Here is a 21508-nt window from a genome sequence, read left to right as displayed (position 1 = left end):
CATGCAAAAAGAATTTTCTTCAATGAATATGTATGACTTTCAAAGGCTTATACTGAAATGCTCCGCCGCCAGTTTTGTATGTAAAAGGATACGTTGTCTAAGTGTACTAATGAACTAAAAATTTATCTAGGCTCTAATTATATCTCTTACAGATCCTATGATCGAATATAGAATCGGGATTGAGAGAAGCGGTAAAACTGATTTGTCGGGGAACAGACAAAGAACTGTTTTGATTATCTGCGATCATAAATTTACATGAATAGGGAATGCTACAGGTACTCATTTAACAAAGTTAAGACAGGGGAAGTGAACCTTGTGGATTTTTTTCATGCCCAGGAATCTCTTACAACCATTCAATGGATTTTAAGAGCGCTTGTTGCTTTTTTGTTTTTACTTTTGGCTGCAAAAATAATGGGCCAACGGTCAATGTCGCAGCTAAGGCTGCTTGATTTTGTAATGGCCATTTTAATTGGGAATATTTTAGCCCATCCTTTATCGGACCAACATTTAGGATTAAAAGGCTCCATGATCACTATGGTCGTGTTGGTGGTTTTATACATTGCAGGCACTTATTTGAGTTTAAAGTGGAAAAGATTCCAGCGTTTTCTTGATCCCTCTCCCTATCCGCTCATTGAACAGGGAAAAATTAGGTATCAAAACTTAAGGAAAGCAAGAATTTCTATTGATATTTTATTGGCTGAGCTTCGAAAAAGCCAAATTGAAGATATCCAAAAAGTCGCACATGCAATCTGGGAACCGAATGGAACGATTTCCTTTTTCCTTCATCCCGAGCATGCACCTGTCACTCCAGCTGATATGAAGCTGGCTGTAAAGCCGTTGTCTTTATCACGGGCCGTAATCAAAGAAGGGGAAATCGACCATGAGGAATTGAAGAAAAGCGGTAAAGATGAAGAGTGGCTCAACAGCCAGTTAAAAGCCCACAATGAATCAAAAGCAGCAGACGTTTTATTAGCAACCTTAAAAGGTGATAAACTAAACATTTATCATTATCCAGACCAGTCATAAACAGAGCAGCCCGTCCTTTTTAAAAAAGACGAGCTGCTTTTCACTTCATTTTAGCCAGGAGTAAAGAAGAAAAATATTTTTTTGAAATTATATTCAGTTGTATACACATATATATAAATACTTGTATATATGTATTTTTCTGAATAAAAGATGAAAACCGGATGATGTTTGTTAGTAAATCTTATCTTGCTGGTACAGGGCGTGGATTTTACTTTGTTTTCTTGGGCCATCATTAAAAATCCACAAAATCAAAGGTAAAAATTTCCCTTTTCCAGAAGTTGATGCTAAAATATAAAACAAATAAAAAGGAGGGATAGGGGAGCAGTGGCTAGAGAAATAAATATAACCGTGCCAGAGGTTATTTGCTAAAGCGGCCATTCTTATTGGCATATTGTATGGAATAAATGAATATATTTTTATTCAAGTAAACCAATAGTATTACTTACTTGTTCCAACAACCAATAAACCAATATTTGTAAGTGAACAAAAAGCTGGAAACGCTTTAATTCAGGTTGGAACTGCACGCTTTGCACAAAGAAGTGGAAAATTCTTTAGGCACCTTGCCTATTTCAAACAGGTATAAAAATAAGATAAAATGGAAATACTCTAGAAAGCGTTTTCAAATTTTAAAATATAAAGTGAAAGGCTGGGCTGCATGATGCTAGAAAGAAACGTGAAAATTGGATTAAAAGAAGGACTTCAATCAAAACCTGCTGCTCGATTTGTTGAAAAAGCGAATACATTTAGCAGCAACATTACCCTGATCCGCAATGAAAAAGTGATTGCCGCTAAAAGTATTATGGGTGTCATGGCTGCGGCATTGACTCCAGGGACTGAAGTGAAGCTTATTGCTGATGGAAGCGATGAGGAAAAAGCATTGGATTCGCTTGAAAAATTTCTTTCTACCCCATAAAACAAAGCATATAAAAGGAAATCCAACATGACTGTATTAATATGTTATTTTTCTTGAATATACCCCTGATCGCTTAAAAGAGCAGGGGTATTTGTTATGTGTAAAAGAATATAAACTGTGGTAAAAATTTTAAGAAAAGTAGGAAAAAGTATTTTAGTATAGTGTTAATTTAATTTTCTGGATATTTACGAAACTCTTACACTTTTCATTCAATTGGTGTATGATAAGGGATGGTTTGTGACAACAAGAGTAACAACAGGAGGCTTTTTAAGTGTCAAACAAAATACCATTTTCATTTATAGTAGTGATCGGCTTGATGCTGTTTGCTTTATTTTTTGGAGCAGGAAACTTGATTTTCCCGGCTATGCTTGGCCAGTCAGCAGGGACAAATGTCTGGATAGCAACCGCCGGCTTTTTAGTAACCGGAGTAGGACTTCCTTTAATAGGGGTTATGGCATTTGGCTTTTCTGGAAAAGAGGATTTACAATCCTTAGCGAGCCGCGTTCATCCTATTTTCGGTCTCATTTTTACAACCGTTCTTTATTTGGCAATCGGTCCTTTGTTCGCGATTCCACGGACAGGAAGTGTTTCTTTTGAGATTGGCGTAAAACCCTTTTTGTCAGAAAATTCAACGTTTGTACCTTTGCTGATTTTCACAGTGATCTTTTATAGCATCACATGCTTTTTCTCTTTAAACCCAGCGAAAATTGTCGATATTGTCGGAAAATTTCTTACACCAATCAAAATCACATTTATCGGGATTTTAGTAGTAGTCGCATGCTTTAACCCAATTGGTAAGCTGCAGGCGCCTGCAGAAAAGTATCAAACAAATGCCTTTTTCAATGGATTTCAGGAAGGATACCTGACAATGGATACACTTGCATCCTTTGTATTTGGTATCATCATTATTAATGCAATCAAAGAAAAAGGTGCAAAAACAAGAAAAGATATTTTGATCGTTTGTTTAAAAGCAGTTGGAATCGCCGCTGTTATTCTTGCAGTGATCTATACAGCTCTATCTTATATGGGTGCTGCCAGTGTAACGGGTGTCGGACGTCTAGATAATGGCGGAGCAGTTTTGGCAAGTGTCTCGGATTACTACTTCGGAACATACGGCGGAGTATTGTTAGGTTTAATGATTACGGTTGCTTGTTTAACAACAAGTGTAGGGCTGATCACAGCTTGTTCTGCTTATTTCCACAAACTGTTCCCGAACATACCATATAAAACGATTGCCGTAGTATTATGTGTATTTAGTGCAGTGATCGCTAATATTGGTCTGGCTCAATTAATTTCAATTTCTGTACCAGTATTGACAGTTCTTTATCCATTAGCGATCGTCTTGATCGCTTTGACGTTCCTCCATCCTTTATTTAAAGGACATGCCCATGTATATCAAGGCAGCATGTTGTTAACCTTTTTAGTGAGTATCATGGATGGTTTAAAAGGAGCTGGCTTGAATATTTCAGCTATCGATGCTTTTTTCACAAATTATCTTCCACTTTATGGATTCGGGCTGGGCTGGGTCTTCCCTGCAATTGCAGGCGGACTTGCCGGATATATTATCAGCTTGTTTACTAGAACGAAGCAGGAAAAAGAGCAGAGCAAGCCAGGAAGAAGAGCGGTATAAACTTACCGTATGAAATTATGGAGCAAAATAAATAATTCTTTCAATGTCACAAAGCCTGTAGAGTACGAGAGATCAAAACACCTTTACGTTATTTTGCGTAAAGGTGTTTTTTTGTATGAAACCATCTGGTTTATTATTAACAATAATTTTATTATGTAAACTTTAAAAGGGAACAGCAAAGGAAAATATATAAAAAACGGCTTCTTCAACAGAAAGCCGCTTTTTAGGGATCTTTTTCTTTTACCTCTTTATTTAAAGTAATCCATAATAATTCTTTTAGAGATCTCCTGCATGGTTGTTCCTTGTTCTGTTGCTGCCTGCTTGATTTTCTTTTTAATATCGGCCGGCAGGTAAATAGACAGACTTTTTTCGGCCGATTCGATCCGAATTTGACTGTTATTGGCTGCTACAAAGCCTTCTTCTGTGTTACTTTCTAAAAAATGGCCAAGTGTTTCCGCATTTTCTACTGCATTTAATAACATATCCTTAACGTAAAGGACGATAATATTTTCTTTCTGCCGTATATCCATATAAACATTGGATAAGTCAAACTGCTCGTATAAGAGATCCAGAAACTGTCGGGTAAAGGAAAGCTGTAAAGGCAGCGACAGCTTTGCGTAGCCAGGCGTTCCAGTCCGTTTGCCAAAAGAAAGTGTGTAGTCTGGGGTTAAATCATGCTTATAAATGCCTTCTTCAAATGGTAGCTGGGCACCGGTATCCTGGATGAAAAACATCCATTCTTTCTGAGCGTTCCAAGTGAGGCGTGCTTCCTGAATCGTGCTGGACGAAAAGCGCTGGTAAAAAGCCATCTGCTTTTTACGGTCATAAAACAAGCGTTGCTTAAGGCGGTCTTCTACAAGACGCTCTTTATGCGTTTCTTGAAACAAATCCAAGTCGACTTTTTTGATGGTTACAACTTCCCGGCTGCGCCAGGTCGTTTTTTCAAAAGGAATAAGCTGCTCTTGGAGGTAAGATTGCAGCACGGCTCTCGTTACACCTAAATAAGCAGCAGCTTCTCCTGTCATCATTCCGTTCGGCTGTTCCTGATCAAGCTCCTCTTTTAGCTGATCAACCGCGCTTTTTTCAAATAAATGCCCTCGGTGTCCGCCCCAAAAATCTTCTACAGGCGTCAGTTTTCCAGTTCGTATATAGTGGCTGATCGTAACCGCTGATTTCTCAAGGCGTTCAGCCGCTTCTTTTGTTGTGTAGCAATCCGAAATATTCATGTTTTTTTATTCATTCTCCTTCATTTTAATCCGAGTTTCTTCCATTATATATACCACTCTCTACAGCAGTGTTTCAAGCTGAGCAGAACCATTTGTAACATCTTATAAAAAATAGCTTTTCCTCTCAGGTGAAATTGCCATTTCTTTTGTTTCATTGGATATACGCTCTTCTTTTTTCTCCCTTTGCCTTGCTGTTACATAAACAAGTTTAATTACACACAGAGAAAAAAGTGATCATGTTTTTAAAAATAAATAAGAAATCATTGTAACAAGAAGATATGTATATTAATACATTCTATTTTTAATAGTATTTATACTCCTATTATAATTTATTATAAAATAAAATACAAAAAAGACTTAACTTAAAATAAGCGTTTAAAATAAAAAATTTTTATATATTAATTATTATAATAATATCAACAAATGCTATATTTTTTGATATAAGATGGTTTATTTGAAATTTATAAGAAATCAATTATTGATTGTTTTATTTTTAATCATATAAAAATTATCTAATTTATTTTATAATAAAAATATATATTAATTAAAAATGTGTTTATAAATTATTAGGAGATATATATGGACGAATTAATCATACATAATGGAAACAGTCTACTGATTCCCGAGAACACGGAAGAAGCCATTTTTGCGCTGATTGATCAGAAAGACCGGGCAGAGAGGGAAGGGAAGCCGGATTTTTACTATTTTAACGACCGGGATATGCTGCATTACTTTTTATACCGGGAAACTAATTTAAACAAAAAAGCGAATCGTTCCAAACGTACGATTCGGGAGTATGAAAAAGAATTACATATGATGATTAAACAGATGCTTGAGAATGGGCCTGTGATGCATTTAGATTTGGATATCGTGGATGGTTCCTTGTTTAAGAGCTTAGAAAAGCGGCACCTGCGCCGGTACCAAAAGTGGGTAGCGGAAGACAGCCCGCATGTACAGAAAAGGGGAAGCTATTCACCTGCCACACTTGAAAGAAAAACGGTTATTTGGAAAAGCTTTTTCTCCTTTTTATTTAAAAGCGGCTATATCCAAAAGCCGATCCATGAAGAACTGCTGACCGTTTCGGTCCGTTCTGAAGACCGGCCGAACCGCGATTTAGGGCCGCGTGAAGTAATCCAGCTGCTGGATTACTTTGAGGAGCGAAAGCAATACATTGCTTTTGCCCTTATTCATGTACTGGTCAGCACCGGCATGCGGAATGAGGAATTGTGCCGGCTGACACTGGCCGATGTGCAGTATGACAGCATTTTGGGGTATCATTATTTGTCTGTCACGGGAAAAGGAAACAAGAGGCGGGAAATTCCTTTAAAAGAAAAAGTGCTCGAGAGCATCCTTCAGTACCGTAAAGCGCGGTTTCGTCCGGTTACTTTTCCGAACAGCAGTGAGGAACCACTGTTTGTTACAAGTACAGGACGGGCATTTAAACCAGACGGACTCGCCCATTATTTGAAAAGAGTGATCAAAGAAGTGGATCTGCCTTTTGTTCATTCCGGCCATGTTAAATTAACAGCCCACGTATTCAGGCATAGTTTTGCGATTATCTCTCACTTGAATAAAGCAGATGTCTTTTCAATTATGAAAGCACTCGGGCATGAAGACATTCACACAACGATGATTTACCTGCAAAAAGTTCTTCATAGAGAACATCATGTCATTCATCAATGGTCGAATGAATCGCTCGGCAAGTATATATAAGCACTCTGTTACCATAAGAATAAAACTGTGTAAAAAGCCTGTTTTCTAAGGAAAACAGGCTTTTTGTCATCCTTTGTCCGGTGTCATTTTTCCCCGTTTATAGTCTCTGAAATGGTGGAAAGGTAGATAAAGGTTATTATACAAATTTGTTCGTTTTCATGGTATAATGATCCACCCTGGTAAATATTTGCTTTTTGGTGAAATTAACTATATTATTTGTATTAGTACAGTTAATACAAATTTTTCTTCATCCAAAAAAAGGGATTCTACAAAGGGATGTCGTATATAAAGCTGGAAACAATATTTTATTAAATTTATCTAAGAAGGTGTAATGTATGTGCGGATTTGTGGGTTGTATGCACGCACGGCCATATAAACAAACAGAAGAAATGGCAGAAAACTTTAAAAAAATGAATGCCTTGATTACCCATAGAGGACCAGATGATGAAGGTTACTTTATGGAAGATCATGTGCAGTTTGGGTTTAAACGGCTGAGTATCATCGATCTTGAATGTGGACACCAGCCGCTTTCGTATGAAAACGACCGTTACTGGATTATTTTCAATGGAGAAATCTACAACCATGTTGAGCTTCGGAAGGAATTAGTGGAAAAAGGATACGAGTTTGCGACGGAATCCGATACAGAAGTGATTATTGCTTTATATAGCGATATGAAGGAAGAAGCAGTGAAGAGACTGAGAGGAATGTTTGGCTTTGTGATCTGGGACAAAGTAGAACAGCAGATCTTTGGAGCGCGCGACCATTTTGGTATCAAGCCGTTTTTCTACCTTGAGCAGGGAGAAAAAACGTACTTTGCCTCTGAAAAGAAAAGCATTTTGTCGGCTCAAAAAGGCGAATTAGATGCCAAGTCTCTGCAACATTACTTAAGCTTCCAGTACGTTCCGGAACCTGATACGATGACAGAAAACGTGAAAAAGCTTGAGCCTGGCCATTTCTTTACGCAAAAACCTGGACAAGCCATGAAGATCCAATCTTACTGGAAACCGATATTCCGCCCGATTAAGTCAACGGAAGACCAGATTATTAAAGACATTCGCAATGTGCTGATTGATTCTGTCAACGTGCATATGCGAAGTGATGTGCCGGTTGGTTCCTTTTTATCAGGTGGAATTGACTCTTCCTTTATCGTGTCACTGGCGAAGCAGGTAAATCCGAATTTAAAAACTTTTTCAGTCGGCTTTGAACGCAATGGCTTCAGTGAAATAGATGTAGCAAAAGAAACAGCGGATGCGCTCGGTTTAGAAAATATCAGCCATATTATTTCGCCGGAGGAATTTGTACAGGAGCTTCCTAGGATCATCTGGCATATGGATGATCCATTAGCAGACCCCGCGGCCGTTCCGCTTTACTTCGTAGCGCGTGAAGCGAGAAAACATGTGAAGGTAGTGCTATCCGGGGAAGGAGCGGACGAGCTGTTCGGCGGCTATAATATTTACCGTGAGCCGGAATCTTTGCGTGTATTCCAATCGATTCCAGGACCGGTGAAAGGCGCACTGAAAGCACTGAGCGGTATTCTGCCGGACGGCTTCAAGGGAAAAAGCTTTATCGAGCGCGGTGCGACACCGCTTGAACAGCGGTATATCGGAAATGCGAAAATGTTTGAAGAAGCGGAAAAAAGAGCCCTGCTGTCCCAGTACAAGCCGAACCTGGGCTATACGGACGTAACCGCACCTATTTATCGCCAGTCAGCTGACTATGATGCGGTTACAAAAATGCAAAACATCGATATTCATACGTGGCTTCGGGGAGATATTTTGCTGAAAGCCGATAAAATGACGATGGCGCACTCGCTTGAACTGCGCGTGCCGTTTTTGGACCGAAAAGTGTTTGACGTAGCATCATCCATTGCGACAGACCAAAAAATTAAGAATAACACAACGAAGTATGTACTGCGCAAAGCAGCTGAAGGTATTGTGCCGGACCATGTTGTAAACCGTAAAAAATTAGGCTTCCCAGTACCAATCCGCTACTGGCTGAAAGATGAGTTATACGACTGGGCTGTGAACTTAATTCAAGTCAGCGGAACCGACTACTTGTTTAATAAGCAGGAAGCACTGCGCCTTCTGCAGGAGCATGTAGACAATAAAAAAGACAACAGCCGTAAAATCTGGACGATTCTTGTGTTTATGATCTGGCACCAGATTTATGTGGAAGAAGTGTATGATGTAGAACAGGCATTTGTGATGGAGCCTAAAAAGTACCCTGTGTATCAATAAACACAAAAAGAAAAGCACTTAGACAAAAGTCTAAGTGCTTTTTTGCATACATACTGCGTTTACGGAGCTTTTTAAGATGCAGGCTCTTTCTGCAGTTCGCGCCGCAGCACTTCTCCCAGGCGCTTCATTCCTTCTATAATACGCTCTTTCGGCATATTCGAGTAATTTAAGCGCAGCGTATTTTTTTGCTGGCTGTTTGGAAAGAAAGGAATACCTGGCACAAATGCTACATCATTTTTCAAACATTCTAAAAAGATTTTACTTGAATCAACTGAATCCGGAAGTTCGACCCAAATAAACAATCCGCCTTCGGGCTTGCTGTGAGAGACACTTTTAGGGAAAAATTGATCAATGCAGTCAAGCATTGTGGTGCATCGTTCTTTATATACCGTTTTAATTGTTTCAATATGAGCTTCTATATCATAGAGCTCCATGTATTTTGCGGTAATTCGCTGAGCAAAGCTGTCAGAGTGCAAATCAGCGGTCTGCTTAAACGCTACGTATTTTTCAATAAATACTTCGTCGGCACAGATCCAGCCAAGCCGAAGTCCCGGTGTGAAGATTTTCGAAAACGTGCTTAAATAAATGACTCTGCCTTCTGTATCAAAATGTTTGACAGGAGGGAGAGGTTCACCGGAAAAACGCACCGCTCCATATGGATTGTCTTCCACGATGAGAACATTGTATTGATTAGCAAGTTCAATCATTCTTTTTCGTCTTTCGAGTTTCATCGTTCGGCCAGTCGGGTTTTGAAAATCAGGAATGGTGTAGATAAATTTAGCGTTAGGATGCAGCTGCAGCTGCTTCTCCAACGCTTCCATGCTCATACCGTCTTCATCCATATCTACTTCCACAAAGTTGGCATCATACACTTTAAAGGCATTGATCGCAGCCAGATAGGTGGGGCTTTCGCAAAGAATAGTATCTCCTTCATCTAGAAGCAGTCTCCCTGTCAGGTCAATCGCCTGCTGTGAACCGGATGTAATGATCACCTGCTCCAGGGAAGCCTGAATGCCGATGGCACTCATACGCTTGATGATCGCGTTTCTTAAGGGAATATAGCCTTCCGTTGTACTGTATTGAAGAGAGGCCGGCCCGTCTTCTTTCAGTACAGCTTCACAGGCTGCGTTTAACGCTTCAACTGGAAACAGTTCAGGCGCCGGGAGACCTCCAGCAAAGGAAATAACCTCTGGCCGTTCCGTTACCTTTAAGATTTCACGCGTTTCTGAAGACTTAACCCGGCTCGCTCTTTTAGCAAATTTACTTTCCATTACTACACACTCCACTTTTTCGGTTTCTCACTTATCAAGTCCATAATGATAGAGGAAACGTTATTTTACGCATATGCTTCAAAAAGATTCTATTGTTAATAATATACATTCATTTATCATTCTGGCAACCCTTGTCGATAAAATATTTGTTATTTTTTGATTTATTTGATAATTTATTCGTCAAATCATAAAGTATTTTGGTATAATAAAAAAATAAGTCAGAATGACAGCTTTTCGTAAGTCCACAGTGTGAAAGGTACGCTTTTTAAAAGGAAATAGATAAAATACAAGTAGAATCACCCTTTTTCATGAAGAAACTTGGTCTTGCACCTTTCATGCGATTCAGCATTTTCCTATGCGCTTACTCCTATTCATTATGATTGAATAACAAAAAACGCCAAAAGACAGCCAGGCGGAAAGCCTGGCTGCGAAATGGTTTCGGTTCTATAGGAGTTAGGTTTTGAAACTAACAATATCAGTATGAACTCTCTCGTGGTAATTTATACATAAAAAAGCATATATTGAAGAATAAGCACCATTCACTTATTTTTTTATGATATTCAGCTTTTGTAAATATAAATAAAACCAATATCCTAAAAGATAAGGCAGAATATACGAAATAAAGGTCCAAAAAAGATTCCATCCGTTTCCGTATACGACCCTTCCCATTGCAACAAACAGTCCTTCTAGAAGGGTGGTAAACAGGGCGATTCCCAAAACAATAACATACGGACGCGTGGTTTTCCGGATAAAGAAAATCATATAACAGCCCAAAACAGGAAAGAGGCCTAAATTACACGGGTACGTAGCAAAGACATTTAGTTCGATAAAAGGATAAACACGCCAAAAACCAAAATACACACCCAGCCCATTGACAATGAAGGCTACAACGGCAGCAAAAGGAGCAATCAATGGGATCAGCTGCTTGTCTTTTGGATGAAGGTGCCACAAAGCAATAATCCACGGAACGGCAAGCAAAATCATAGAGAAGTACATGTCGCCCTAACTCCTTCATGGAATGCAGAATGGGAAGATACCTAATGTATACGCTTTAAACAGGAAAGCAGTAAAAAACGTATTGCCGATTCACTTATTAGGTAACCTGTCCATTTTTTAAATTGCTATACCACAATGAGGAAAAATAGTCGTCTTATGTCGAATGATGAAGGAAAAAACTTTCTGAATTTTGTTGACATTGGAGAATATGGAGCGTAAGATAGCCAATAACTATTAACAAAATATGAGAATTCGCTGACGAGAAAGAGTAGCTGTGACCATCTTATCTACAGAGAGTTGACGATTTGCTGAGAGTCAACGGTAAGACCGCAGTGAAAATCCTCTCCGAGAAGCAAAGCTGAACATAAGTTAAGCTTTGACGGGTTTCTGCCGTTAAAAAGAACGCGTATGATGGTACGTAGTGAGAGATAAAAGAAAACCACTACCGATGGTTTTTTTCTTTTTATCCGTTGTTTATTTGTTTATAAACCCGATTCTGCGCAGTATCAGAATCGGGTTTTTTAATTCCAAAAAACGAGGTGAGACCGATGAAAGAGACGGCATTTGAACGAGAAACACGGATCAGGGCAGCATGGGAAAAGAAAGGGACATTTCTCCAGTCCATTACAAACAGGGAAGGCCGGGAAACGTTTGTTTTTTATGAAGGGCCGCCTACTGCCAATGGTCTGCCGCATGCCGGCCACGCATTGGGGAGAACAATCAAGGATTTTGTAGCCCGCTACAAAACCATGTCCGGCTATCAGGTGATTCGAAAAGCAGGCTGGGATACGCATGGACTCCCAGTAGAACTGGGAGTAGAAAAGCAGCTGAAGATCCGCGGAAAAGATGAAATTGAACAATACGGTGTTGAATCTTTTATTGAGAAATGCAAAGAAAGTGTATTTTCTTACGAAAAAGAGTGGCGCAAGTTTACTGAGTCCCTTGGCTATTGGGTGGATATGGGCGATCCCTATATTACGCTTGAGAACAGCTATATTGAATCGGTCTGGAATGTCCTGGCTTCCATTCATGACAAAGGATTGCTTTATAAAGGGCATCGTGTCGTTCCATATTGTCCAAACTGCGAAACATCGCTTAGCTCTCATGAAACCGCTCAAGGGTATAAAGACGTTTCCGATTTATCTGCTACTGCTAAGTTCCGGATAAAAGGCAAAGAAAATGAGTACCTGCTGGGGTGGACCACTACGCCGTGGACACTGCCTGCAAATGTCGCTCTTGCTGTTCACCCAGACATCGATTATGTGAAAGTGAGACGGGGATCAGAGGTTTTTGTGGTCGCCAAAAAACTCGTTGATCAGGTGATGCAGGGAGAAGGAGAAGTTTTAAAGGTTATCAAGGGCCATGATCTGGCAGATACAGCATATGAAGCACCGTTTGACTTTGTTTCGGTCACAAATGGCCATAAAGTGGTTTTAGCTGACTTCGTAACAGATACAAGCGGAACTGGTCTTGTGCATATAGCACCGGCATACGGAGAAGATGATTATCGGGCCGTCCAGGCCAATGGGCTTGATTTTGTGAATGTTGTAGACCGTAAAGGGCGATATACCGACGCGGTTACACCGCTTGCTGGAAAATTTGTAAAAGAGTGCGATGTGGAAATTATTAAGCTGTTAGCGGGAAAAAACCTCCTGTTTCATAAACAAAAATATGAACACAGCTACCCGCACTGCTGGCGCTGTGACAGCCCGCTTCTTTACTATGCAATGGAGGGCTGGTTTATACGAACAACGGCTGTCAAAGAACTTATGCAGAAACATAACCAGTCGGTTGAATGGTTTCCGGACCATATAAAAGAAGGCCGGTTCGGCAACTTTCTAGAAAATATGGTCGACTGGAATATTGGCCGAAGCCGCTACTGGGGCACCCCATTAAATATTTGGCAATGCGGGGAATGTGGGAAAGAAAGAGCTCCTCGTTCCATCAAAGAACTGCAGCAGTGGGCTGCAGGCGCTGTACCGGATAACATTGAGCTTCATAAACCATATGTTGATAAAGTAGAGCTTTTATGTGAATGCGGCGCATTTATGAAACGGACTCCAGAAGTGATTGATGTCTGGTTTGACAGCGGGTCAATGCCTTATGCCCAGTATCATTATCCATTTGAGAACAAAGCGTTATTCGAAAAACAATTTCCGGCTGATGTGATTGCAGAAGGTGTGGATCAGACAAGAGGCTGGTTTTACAGCCTGCTGGCGGTCTCTGTTCTGTTTACCGGCCAACTTCCATATAAACGTGTTCTTTCTCTAGGGCATATCCTAGATGAAAACGGGCAGAAAATGTCTAAAAGTAAAGGAAACGCCCTTGATCCGGTTGAACTGATCGAAGAGTTTGGCGCAGATGCGCTCAGGTGGGCACTGCTTGCAGACAGCGCTCCATGGAATAACAAGCGTTTTTCAAAGGGGCTGGTCAGCCAGGCCAAATCAAAAATGGTGGATACACTGCTCAATGTGTATTCGTTTTATTCGCTGTATGCAGAAATTGACCAGTTTGATCCTGAAGAAGAGGGAGAGGAAACACGATCTGTCCTTGATGAGTGGATATTATCGCGGCTCAATACTGTTATTAAGGATGTGCGGACGTTTTTAGATGCATACGATTTTACCGCAGGAGCCAGAAGTATTGCTTCGTTTGTTGAAGACATGAGCAACTGGTATGTACGGCGGTCCAGACAGCGTTTCTGGGGCACTGGAATGAATCCGGATAAGAGGGCTGCTTTCCGCACGCTGCACGAAGCTTTAAAGAAAACCGCTCAGCTGGCGGCGCCGTACACACCCTTTCTCGCAGAAGACATTTATTCCGGGTTAACGGGGCAAAGTGTCCACTTGTCTGATTATCCAAAACCGGAAAAGAACAGGGTTAACCAGCAGCTGGAACAGGAAATGAGCAGTGTCCTGCAGGTGGTTGAGCTGACAAGATCGATCCGAAACGCGGCAAAGATCAAAACGAAGCAGCCGCTCGCCAAGCTTTATATTTTGCCCGCTAAACACCAGGGCGTATCCTATTTGCTTTCATATACATCTATTATTCAAGATGAAACCAATATAAAACACATTCAGCCCGCTGGCGCATTGGAGCTGGCCGATTATACCGTAAAGCTTAATTTTGCAGTGGCCGGGCCAAAATTCGGCAGGTACATGGGGGAACTGAAGAAAAGAGCTGAAGGGCTGAAAAAGGAAGAGATCAGCCGGCTGCTTCAAGATGGCAGCCTGGATCTTGAAATGGCAGATGGAACAAAGGTAAACCTTCAAAAAGAAGATCTGTTAATCACTAAGCGCGTGCCAGAGGGATTTGCGCTTGCAGAAAACGATTCTTTCACGGTCGTTTTGGAGACAGCGTTAACCGATGAATTAAAAGAAGAAGGAACCGTAAGAGAAATCATTCGGGCTGTGCAGGCATACCGGAAAGAATTGAACCTGCCTGTAGATTTGAGAATTCATTTGTATGTATATGCCGCCTCCGATATTCAGAAGATGCTTCAAAAACATGATCAATTAGTGCAAAGCAGCCTGGTCCTGCAGTCTCTCCATTTTGAGCAGCGTGAACACATGAAAGCCTTTATGATTGATGGAAAGGAAGTTCACCTTTCTTTAGAGAATTAAAGGATTAGCCCTATAAAATTAAACAATGTCCTCTTCTTAAAAAGGGAGAGGACATTAATCGGTTATGGGTTTATACAGCATAGCTAAAAAGCGTCATTCTCAATGATTATGTACATAGCAAGGGAAAGAAGGATTTTACTCTGAGCTTCGGTCATGTTTTTCCAGGCAAAGAAGTGCTAAATCAATATCGTTATCTAAAGAAGATGTAAGTTGGTTGAACAAGGGAAAGTGATCTATATTTATTTACGATGACAACAAATTTGTTCTCCTCTATCAATGTCTCTCGTAACTGCATACTCATTACCCCACTCACACATTGTGTTTAATACTGGTACAAACGATTTTCCTAACTCTGTTAAGCTGTATTCTACTTTTGGGGGCACTTCCTTAAATACTTCTCTTAGTACCAGTCCATCTCTTTCCAGCTGTTTTAATTGATCTGTCAACACTTTTTGGGTAATGGAAGGTATCCGTTCATAAAATTCTTTTGTCCTCATTGATTTTTGGCTTAAGAAAAAAAGGATTAAACATTTCCATTTTCCGCCTACCGTATTCATGAAAATATTGATTCCAGTATTTTGATTGCTCATTCTTTATTCCTCCCAAATAGGCACTTAAAGGTGGCTATGCCACATTTTTGTGCGTTATTTTCTCCTATATTATTGTCCCGTATAATCAGTGATGCAGCAAATAAAAATTTGGGGTGGATACAATGAGTGTAAAAGACATTTTAGAAAAAAGACGTTCAGTCAGGCATTATGATCCAAACTATAACATCAGTTCAGAAATGTTAACAGCATTGATTGAAAGTGCAAGTAAGTCACCTAATGGAAATAATATACAAGCAACGCGGTACCTAGTTGTTGACGATCCATATCTAAGAGATTTGTTATTGCCAATCGCTTTTAATCAGCAGCAAGTAACAGAAGCATCTGTATTAATCGTTGTACTTGGAGATTATCAGGCTTTTGAGAAAGAAAATATCATACAGATACATGAAGAGGGATTTCAAGAAGGTTTTTTTGATGCATCATTGAGAGATTATCTAGCGGATGCTGCTATAAATTACTACGCGAATAAATCAAAAGAGGATTTAGCACTTGAATTAACAAGAGATGCAAGCCTGGCGTCCATGTCATTGCTTTTATTAGTAAATGAGACAGGTCTTGAAACCATTACCATGTCAGGATATGACTCTAAACAGTTAAAGTCGGTATTAAATATTTCTGAAAGGTATTTGGACATTATGCTTATAGCGATCGGGAAAGGTGTTAAGGATGGTCATAAAACGGTAAGGCATGATGTGGAGAAAGTGATATATAGAAATAAAATATAATAATTATTTACTTTAGAAACATGAAATATCTTCAATATAATAGACTAAGTTTAGTTTAACAATGAGCAAATTTTTTCTGGAAAATAAATAGCGAAAAATAAAACCAGAAGCCATTTGTTTTTTTCAAAATAAAACGGGGCAGCCGTTATCAGCTGCTCCGCTTGGGAAGAATGCTCTTTAACAATATTAACAATAATCAGACTTTTCAAACAATTTTCTTCTTTTATTTACTATTTCGCTGAAAAAATAAAAGAAACAAATGGATAAAGGGTTAATAGTAAGGCGGAAATGGGTAAGAACTTATATAAAGACTGAGTTTTGCAAAATGCAGATCTCAGTGTGTTGAAATTAAGCTGATGACTCTTGAATGTGTGGATCTAATGCCGTGTTAATAGCGGAAAGCGCAGATGATTTATCACGATAATATTTACTGGTGCATGTCCTCAAGCATGATACTTTAAAATACTTGTCTATATAACAAACATTGATGGCAGGCGTTTGATCTATCTTATAAAATGTTAAACATATCTCTGTTGTCGAAAATTTTTCTAACGTTCTCAGCATGGTAAGAATGAAATGTGGGGACATATTTTTCTCTGGCTCCCTTCTTTTTAACAAAGATTGAGTTTTTCCAAATATATCATGACATTTTTATATTCGATAGAGGTCTATTTTGTCGAAAATACGCTAATTTTGTAGAAAAATCATTATTTCTTCACACTATGTTCAAAAGTGTTTATTTTTGTCATTCTATGAAACAGCATAAATGTTGGTGAAAAGATTTAAAAATTATTCTGAAACAAGAAATGCTCACAAAAAATATACGTGCCCAGTGAAATGGTTTCATTGATTTGCTTCGAAGTCAAAACTTTTCCCTATTCACTTGTTTTCGTTTATGATGGGAAAGCAGGATATAGGAAAGGGGGACAAACAAGCGATGAAACGATTTTTGTTTGCCTATCGAGTAGTATCAACAGGTACTGAAGGCGAGTTCAGCGTAGCCATGCCTGACGAAGAAGCAGCTCATAAGGCGATCAAAGCCAGAGTAGCAGATATCGAAATGACAGAGGAAGAAGATATCGAGATTGGCGACCTGTTGAAGGTATTAGATTTGAAAGACAATTATTATGAGTGTGAAGGCTGCACTTAATAGTTGCTCAAAAAGAAAGAGTGAAATGAGAAAAGCTGGGCTGCTCTGCAGTCCAGCTTTTTTGTATTCCAGCTTTGCTAAGCTCCAAAGATTATGTATATTAAACTCTTTGAAGGGCAGCCCACTTGTTCAAGACATGGGGTGCCTCCAACATGAACAATGTTTGTTCTTTTGGATCTTTAAATTCAAGGTATATTCCATCGGTCAGTAAATCATCTAATTCGTATAGTGCCGTACGTTTATCTTCCAGCATACTCTCACTTATTTGATCGGTCTCCACTATATCAATCAAAAACACTGGCCTTTTTCTTCTGTTAAACATACCTGTTAAAAAAGAAGAACCGCGGCTGTGATCATATTGCCAAATTAACTTTGATGTGGAGAGCGGCAAAGATTCCAATGATTCTTTTGTTCCAGTATATTCAATAATGACACTGTATATATTCCTCAACCTATCAGCGGTTCTTGCTTTAAAATATCCCATACTGTTCCTCCTGTATTTATATAAGCTTCCCGCAAAAATGTTTTATGAAAATGACTCCCAACGTACACACATTTGAAATGTATCATATATGCCTGCATGTAGTCTTGATTTTCACGTTATTTCCGCCTTTTTACGCATACGAATGAGTAAACCTAACCCTTAGTAGTTTGAAAGTATGCGGTACTTACGAGAGCGGGCATAATAAGAGTATGACCAGGCTTTTTAAGTTTTTGTTACAACTGTTCTATGAGGGGTTCGGACAGCTGGAAGAGAGCATCGTATAATAAATCAAGAAAGGCGGTAAAACACGGTGAAAATTGTTGATGTATCTCATCATCAAGGCACTATTAACTGGGCAATTGCAGCAAAAGAACTGGATTTGGCGATTCTTCGAGTGCAGGATGGCTCGAGTATTCAGGACCGAACCTATTCCCAAAATGCGGCTGGCTGCAAAGCAAATAACATTCCATTTGGCAATTATGCATTTTGCCGATTTGTTTCTATAAACGATGCAAAAAAAGAAGCGCAGGATTTTTGGAACCGAGGCGACAAAAACGCTTTCTTTTGGATAGCGGACGTTGAAGTAAAAACGATGGAGGATATGAGAGCGGGCACGCAGACTTATCTCGATGAATTACGCCGCCTGGGCGCAAAAAAAGTGGGGCTGTATACAGGTCATCATACATACAAAGCATTTGGTGCCGATCAGGTAGATGCGGACTTTGTCTGGCTTCCCCGCTATAGCAGCCAAAAGCCGGATTATTCCTGTGACTTGTGGCAGTATACAGATAATGGCCGTCTTGCTGGTGTGTCTGGGCCTGTTGATTTAAGCCGGTTAAACAGCGACAAAACATTAGCATTTTTTCTCAATACCATTACAGCGGCTTCTACACCAGGCACATACCGGATTTTCACCGGTACGTTTTCAACTGACGAAAGCGCAGAAGCGGCGGCGGATACAATCAAAAAAGCAACTGGTTTTCACACATTCTCGAAAGACAAGAGGGTATGGATAGGCACTTTCCTAAGCAGAGAAGCGGCAGAAGCCGGCCGGAATGTAATCGCCCGCAAAGTCGGTTTGAATCCCCAGATTCGTCATGAAAATAAGTAACACAAAAAAAGCCCTGGTTCTCCCGCCGGGGCTATACGTCTTTTCTTGCCATCATCGTTGTATTCTCCATCATATACGCTGTCGGTATGTTTAAATGTCCGTTCTATTTGTTCATTGACGGGCCGAATTTTTTGGAATTGCAGCTTGCTGCCGGGAGCCTTGATTATTCATCATTCCTTGGAGAGGCTGTGTCATGTTTTGTCCAGTTTGTCCACCCATCATACCTTGAGAAGTCTGTGGGTTTTGTTGATTAGCTGGCTGTTGTTGAGCGCCTTGGCTATTCATCATTCCTTGAAGAGGCTGTGCCAAACTTTTCCCTATTTGTCCGCCCATCATACCTTGCGCAGCTTGCGGAGCCGCTCCCATTAAAGAACTTAAAATCGTCTGGAAGAAAGGCTGGAAAGATCTGCTGCGTATTCCTCTAACGATGCCAAGGATAGCGACACCTGTTGCAGCTATAGGCAAGACCGATTTAAACATGCCATTTCGATTATTCACGTATCTCATCTCCTTACGATTTATTGAAAAAGACCATTTGTAGTATGTGAAAAAGAAGGCTCATTATTCTGGATATTATTTTCTGCAAGAGATGGATGATTTTAAAAAACATAAAAATAAGGATTTTTCCCCAATCTAATAACGACCCATCGGGCGGTTAGGAAAAGCACCCTGTACTTTCTAAACTGGCCCTTTTAATTTTTTAGAAATGAATGTTGTGTGTATTGTTTTTTATACTGTGGAACGAAATCAAACAATAATCGAACGTGAATCCAAAAAAGTGCAGGTGTTTTAAGTGCAATTATCCCCTAAAATTTATCACTCACTGGTTCGGCCAAAATGGTTTACAAAAATTTATATTCAAAATAACATTCAGCGGCACTTTGATTTAACGGGGCAGAAAGTGCTGGACTTCGGAGCGGGTACAGGTGCGAACTGCACGTTATGTTCACCTGATTATTACGTTGGGATAGATCCTGACACAAATAGGATTGACTTTGCCAAAAGGCTGTATGCGGCTTATCAATTTGAAGCATTTAGCGGCAATGAACTCCCTGTGGAAGAAAACAGCTTTGATGTCATTTTGATTATTGCGGTTCTGCATCATATTCCGCCAGACATGGTTCGACATTACATCAAAGAATTCAAACGCATTTTAAGACCGAATGGAAAAGTAGTGGTCATTGAACCTTACTTATGTGATGCATCTCCGATCTGTAATTGGTTTATGAAAACCAACGATAAAGGGGATTATATTCAAAAGGAAGAACAGTATCTTGATTATTTCACAAAGGAACATTTTCGCTACAATGTGATCAGCAGGTTTAAAAAATGCTTTCTTTATAACGAATTGTACTTTACAGCGTTTCTCTAATGTTTAGAAGCCTTAGTGGAAATGGGCTTCATCTGCAGTTCTCCTGCTTGATTCCCGGCGATTCACATAAACGCTTCTTTTTATGAACAGTTAAGCAAGCTGAACTGCACACAGTCAGCTTGCTTAACTGTTATATAACGACTAACATCTTTACATTATTAAAAAAGCCCATGAATTACCGGTAAAAGTTCATTCTAAATTCCTCTATAATGATAGGCGGAGGTGAAATAGAATGAAATTGTTATTGTTGTTGTTTGTATTGTTTACCGTTTCGCTGATCCTCTTTTATAAGGCTTATAAGAATACACATGAAGTGGCGTTTAAAAAAATTCACTTGTCTTCAATAGATTCCATTGACTCAACCAGCTCTCTCGCTATATTACACATTTCAGATATGCATCTTGAGAATATTTCTATTTCCCCTGAGCAGCTTTATAACAAACTGGCAGGCGAGAGAATAGACCTTATTGCCCTCACCGGAGACTTTTTAGATAAAAAACGAAGTATCCCTCGATTAATTCCCTATTTAGATATGTTGAACCGCTTGAATCCTCAATATGGTATGTATGCTGTATTTGGAAACCATGATTATCGTTTAAGCAAAACGGATTTTAACTCTTTAAAAAATGTATTGGAAAAGCACGGCTGTAAAACACTTCAAAATGCACATGAAACCATTTGGGTGGAAGGAAAACCTCTTAACATTATTGGAGTGGACGACTTTCATACAAAGAAAAGCGATTTGCAGGCATCATTTTCGGATGTCAAAGAAGGATACCGCCTTGTTTTAACTCATGATCCAAACATTGTTCTTGGTATGGAGAGTTACGCATACCATTATCTTTTGGCTGGCCATTTTCATGGCGGTCAAATTTACTGGCCCAAGCCGTACCATCTTGCAAAACTGGGACGTACGATGATGCGGATGGATATGATTAAAGGGCTGCACTATTATCATGAAAAACCTCTTTATATAAGTGAAGGATTGGGACAAACCTCTATTAACATAAGAGTGGGGAGCCGCCCTGAAATCACTCTTCACGAACTATCCTTGAATACTGATGAAAATGAGAAGGCTTTGACAGCCGTATAATATTAAAGCTTTTTTGTTTTTGGCACTTGATTTCCAATTAAGGAAATGATAAAGTGGCTGTAATATCTTACTAGCTATCTGTCATTTGCATGTTACACATCTTAATTTCTTATAAGGCAGGCTGGTTTTAATCCCCGATTAAATAACATGAAGTGTTGTAATCTATACAGGCGACGACAGGGACATGAGTGATTTTGACCGGCTCACAGAGAGGGAGGCCAAGGCTGAAAGCTTCCCAGCGCAGAAAGATCATTTACCACCTTGGAGCCGTACTGGCGAACCAGTACCGCAGCAGTGCGATAAAACTGACTGAAGCCATTGCTTTTT

At 39.7% G+C, this 21508-nt stretch carries 17 protein-coding genes and 1 other annotated feature; of the genes, 11 read left to right on the top strand and 6 right to left on the bottom strand.

The annotated features are described in order from the left end of the window. Positions 1–315: 315 nt before the first annotated feature. From RG959_RS12125 to brnQ, 3 genes are all read left to right on the top strand, one after another. Positions 316–1026 carry a DUF421 domain-containing protein gene (locus RG959_RS12125; protein WP_342797336.1) on the top strand — a complete coding sequence of 237 codons (711 nt, stop codon included), beginning with the start codon at positions 316–318 and terminating at the stop codon, positions 1024–1026. A gap of 655 nt (positions 1027–1681) precedes the next feature. Beyond that, on the top strand, positions 1682–1939 hold the full coding sequence (locus RG959_RS12120; protein WP_396120293.1) for an HPr family phosphocarrier protein: 258 nt from the start codon (positions 1682–1684) through the stop codon (positions 1937–1939). Positions 1940–2210: 271 nt separating this feature from the next. Then, entirely contained in the window at positions 2211–3569 is a 1359-nt protein-coding gene (gene brnQ, locus RG959_RS12115; RefSeq protein ID WP_342797335.1) for a branched-chain amino acid transport system II carrier protein, read from the top strand. A gap of 248 nt (positions 3570–3817) precedes the next feature. On the opposite strand, the gene RG959_RS12110 is transcribed toward brnQ, so the two are convergent. Further along, positions 3818–4795, bottom strand: coding sequence for a helix-turn-helix domain-containing protein (locus tag RG959_RS12110; protein WP_342797334.1), 978 nt, complete (start codon positions 4793–4795; stop codon positions 3818–3820). Positions 4796–5374: 579 nt separating this feature from the next. Here RG959_RS12110 and RG959_RS12105 point away from each other — a divergent pair. Together RG959_RS12105 and asnB are read left to right on the top strand one after the other, a co-directional pair. Beyond that, positions 5375–6508: a tyrosine-type recombinase/integrase gene (locus RG959_RS12105; RefSeq protein WP_342797333.1), complete on the top strand. Its 1134-nt coding sequence runs from the start codon at positions 5375–5377 to the stop codon at positions 6506–6508. A 335-nt stretch (positions 6509–6843) separates the two neighbouring features. After that, on the top strand, positions 6844–8745 hold the full coding sequence (asnB, locus tag RG959_RS12100; protein WP_342797332.1) for an asparagine synthase (glutamine-hydrolyzing): 1902 nt from the start codon (positions 6844–6846) through the stop codon (positions 8743–8745). Positions 8746–8816: 71 nt separating this feature from the next. Here the strand turns inward: asnB and RG959_RS12095 are convergent, their stop codons facing one another. Together RG959_RS12095 and RG959_RS12090 are read right to left on the bottom strand one after the other, a co-directional pair. After that, entirely contained in the window at positions 8817–10016 is a 1200-nt protein-coding gene (locus RG959_RS12095; RefSeq protein ID WP_342797331.1) for an aminotransferase-like domain-containing protein, read from the bottom strand. Positions 10017–10559: 543 nt separating this feature from the next. Continuing rightward, positions 10560–11012: a CBO0543 family protein gene (locus RG959_RS12090; RefSeq protein WP_342797330.1), complete on the bottom strand. Its 453-nt coding sequence runs from the start codon at positions 11010–11012 to the stop codon at positions 10560–10562. 246 nt (positions 11013–11258) lie between these two features. Continuing rightward, positions 11259–11488 (top strand) — a binding site (T-box leader). A 72-nt stretch (positions 11489–11560) separates the two neighbouring features. On the opposite strand from RG959_RS12090, the gene ileS reads away from it, so the two are divergent. Next, on the top strand, positions 11561–14635 hold the full coding sequence (gene ileS, locus RG959_RS12085; RefSeq protein ID WP_342797329.1) for an isoleucine--tRNA ligase: 3075 nt from the start codon (positions 11561–11563) through the stop codon (positions 14633–14635). A gap of 239 nt (positions 14636–14874) precedes the next feature. Here the strand turns inward: ileS and RG959_RS12080 are convergent, their stop codons facing one another. Further along, positions 14875–15225: a winged helix-turn-helix transcriptional regulator gene (locus RG959_RS12080; protein ID WP_342797328.1), complete on the bottom strand. Its 351-nt coding sequence runs from the start codon at positions 15223–15225 to the stop codon at positions 14875–14877. 122 nt (positions 15226–15347) lie between these two features. On the opposite strand from RG959_RS12080, the gene RG959_RS12075 reads away from it, so the two are divergent. After that, positions 15348–15971 carry a nitroreductase family protein gene (locus tag RG959_RS12075; RefSeq protein ID WP_342797327.1) on the top strand — a complete coding sequence of 208 codons (624 nt, stop codon included), beginning with the start codon at positions 15348–15350 and terminating at the stop codon, positions 15969–15971. A 937-nt stretch (positions 15972–16908) separates the two neighbouring features. Continuing rightward, on the top strand, positions 16909–17121 hold the full coding sequence (locus RG959_RS12070; protein WP_242235522.1) for a hypothetical protein: 213 nt from the start codon (positions 16909–16911) through the stop codon (positions 17119–17121). Between the two features lie 100 nt (positions 17122–17221). On the opposite strand, the gene RG959_RS12065 is transcribed toward RG959_RS12070, so the two are convergent. Continuing rightward, the gene (locus RG959_RS12065; RefSeq protein WP_342797326.1) at positions 17222–17605 is read right to left on the bottom strand and encodes a hypothetical protein; all 384 of its coding nucleotides are present in this window, start codon (positions 17603–17605) and stop codon (positions 17222–17224) included. Positions 17606–17915: 310 nt separating this feature from the next. On the opposite strand from RG959_RS12065, the gene RG959_RS12060 reads away from it, so the two are divergent. Then, positions 17916–18716, top strand: coding sequence for a GH25 family lysozyme (locus tag RG959_RS12060; protein WP_342797325.1), 801 nt, complete (start codon positions 17916–17918; stop codon positions 18714–18716). Positions 18717–18827: 111 nt separating this feature from the next. On the opposite strand, the gene RG959_RS12055 is transcribed toward RG959_RS12060, so the two are convergent. Then, positions 18828–19214: a hypothetical protein gene (locus RG959_RS12055; protein WP_342797324.1), complete on the bottom strand. Its 387-nt coding sequence runs from the start codon at positions 19212–19214 to the stop codon at positions 18828–18830. Positions 19215–19509: 295 nt separating this feature from the next. Here RG959_RS12055 and RG959_RS12050 point away from each other — a divergent pair, with 295 nt between their 5' ends. Continuing rightward, on the top strand, positions 19510–20088 hold the full coding sequence (locus tag RG959_RS12050) for a class I SAM-dependent methyltransferase (protein WP_342797323.1): 579 nt from the start codon (positions 19510–19512) through the stop codon (positions 20086–20088). Between the two features lie 232 nt (positions 20089–20320). Continuing rightward, positions 20321–21181: a metallophosphoesterase gene (locus tag RG959_RS12045; protein ID WP_342797322.1), complete on the top strand. Its 861-nt coding sequence runs from the start codon at positions 20321–20323 to the stop codon at positions 21179–21181. The last annotated feature ends 327 nt before the right edge of the window (positions 21182–21508 follow it).

The organism is Domibacillus sp. 8LH (assembly GCF_038806185.1).
Taxonomy (GTDB): domain Bacteria; phylum Bacillota; class Bacilli; order Bacillales; family Domibacillaceae; genus Domibacillus; species Domibacillus indicus_A.
Note: the sequence above shows the minus strand (reverse complement) of the source record. Positions and strands in the feature narration are given on the sequence as shown.

Bases quoted from the DNA above. Each gene is read 5' to 3' on its own strand.
- asnB (WP_342797332.1), top strand. From the start codon at position 6,844: ATGTGCGGATTTGTGGGTTGTATGCACGCACGGCCATATAAACAAACA.
- RG959_RS12075 (WP_342797327.1), top strand. From the start codon at position 15,348: ATGAGTGTAAAAGACATTTTAGAAAAAAGACGTTCAGTCAGGCATTAT.
- ileS (WP_342797329.1), top strand. From the start codon at position 11,561: ATGAAAGAGACGGCATTTGAACGAGAAACACGGATCAGGGCAGCATGG.
- RG959_RS12110 (WP_342797334.1), bottom strand. From the start codon at position 4,795: ATGAATATTTCGGATTGCTACACAACAAAAGAAGCGGCTGAACGCCTT.
- RG959_RS12090 (WP_342797330.1), bottom strand. From the start codon at position 11,012: ATGTACTTCTCTATGATTTTGCTTGCCGTTCCGTGGATTATTGCTTTG.
- RG959_RS12105 (WP_342797333.1), top strand. From the start codon at position 5,375: ATGGACGAATTAATCATACATAATGGAAACAGTCTACTGATTCCCGAG.
- RG959_RS12065 (WP_342797326.1), bottom strand. From the start codon at position 17,605: ATGGGATATTTTAAAGCAAGAACCGCTGATAGGTTGAGGAATATATAC.
- RG959_RS12045 (WP_342797322.1), top strand. From the start codon at position 20,321: ATGAAATTGTTATTGTTGTTGTTTGTATTGTTTACCGTTTCGCTGATC.
- RG959_RS12095 (WP_342797331.1), bottom strand. From the start codon at position 10,016: ATGGAAAGTAAATTTGCTAAAAGAGCGAGCCGGGTTAAGTCTTCAGAA.
- RG959_RS12120 (WP_396120293.1), top strand. From the start codon at position 1,682: ATGATGCTAGAAAGAAACGTGAAAATTGGATTAAAAGAAGGACTTCAA.
- RG959_RS12080 (WP_342797328.1), bottom strand. From the start codon at position 15,225: ATGAGCAATCAAAATACTGGAATCAATATTTTCATGAATACGGTAGGC.
- RG959_RS12070 (WP_242235522.1), top strand. From the start codon at position 16,909: ATGAAACGATTTTTGTTTGCCTATCGAGTAGTATCAACAGGTACTGAA.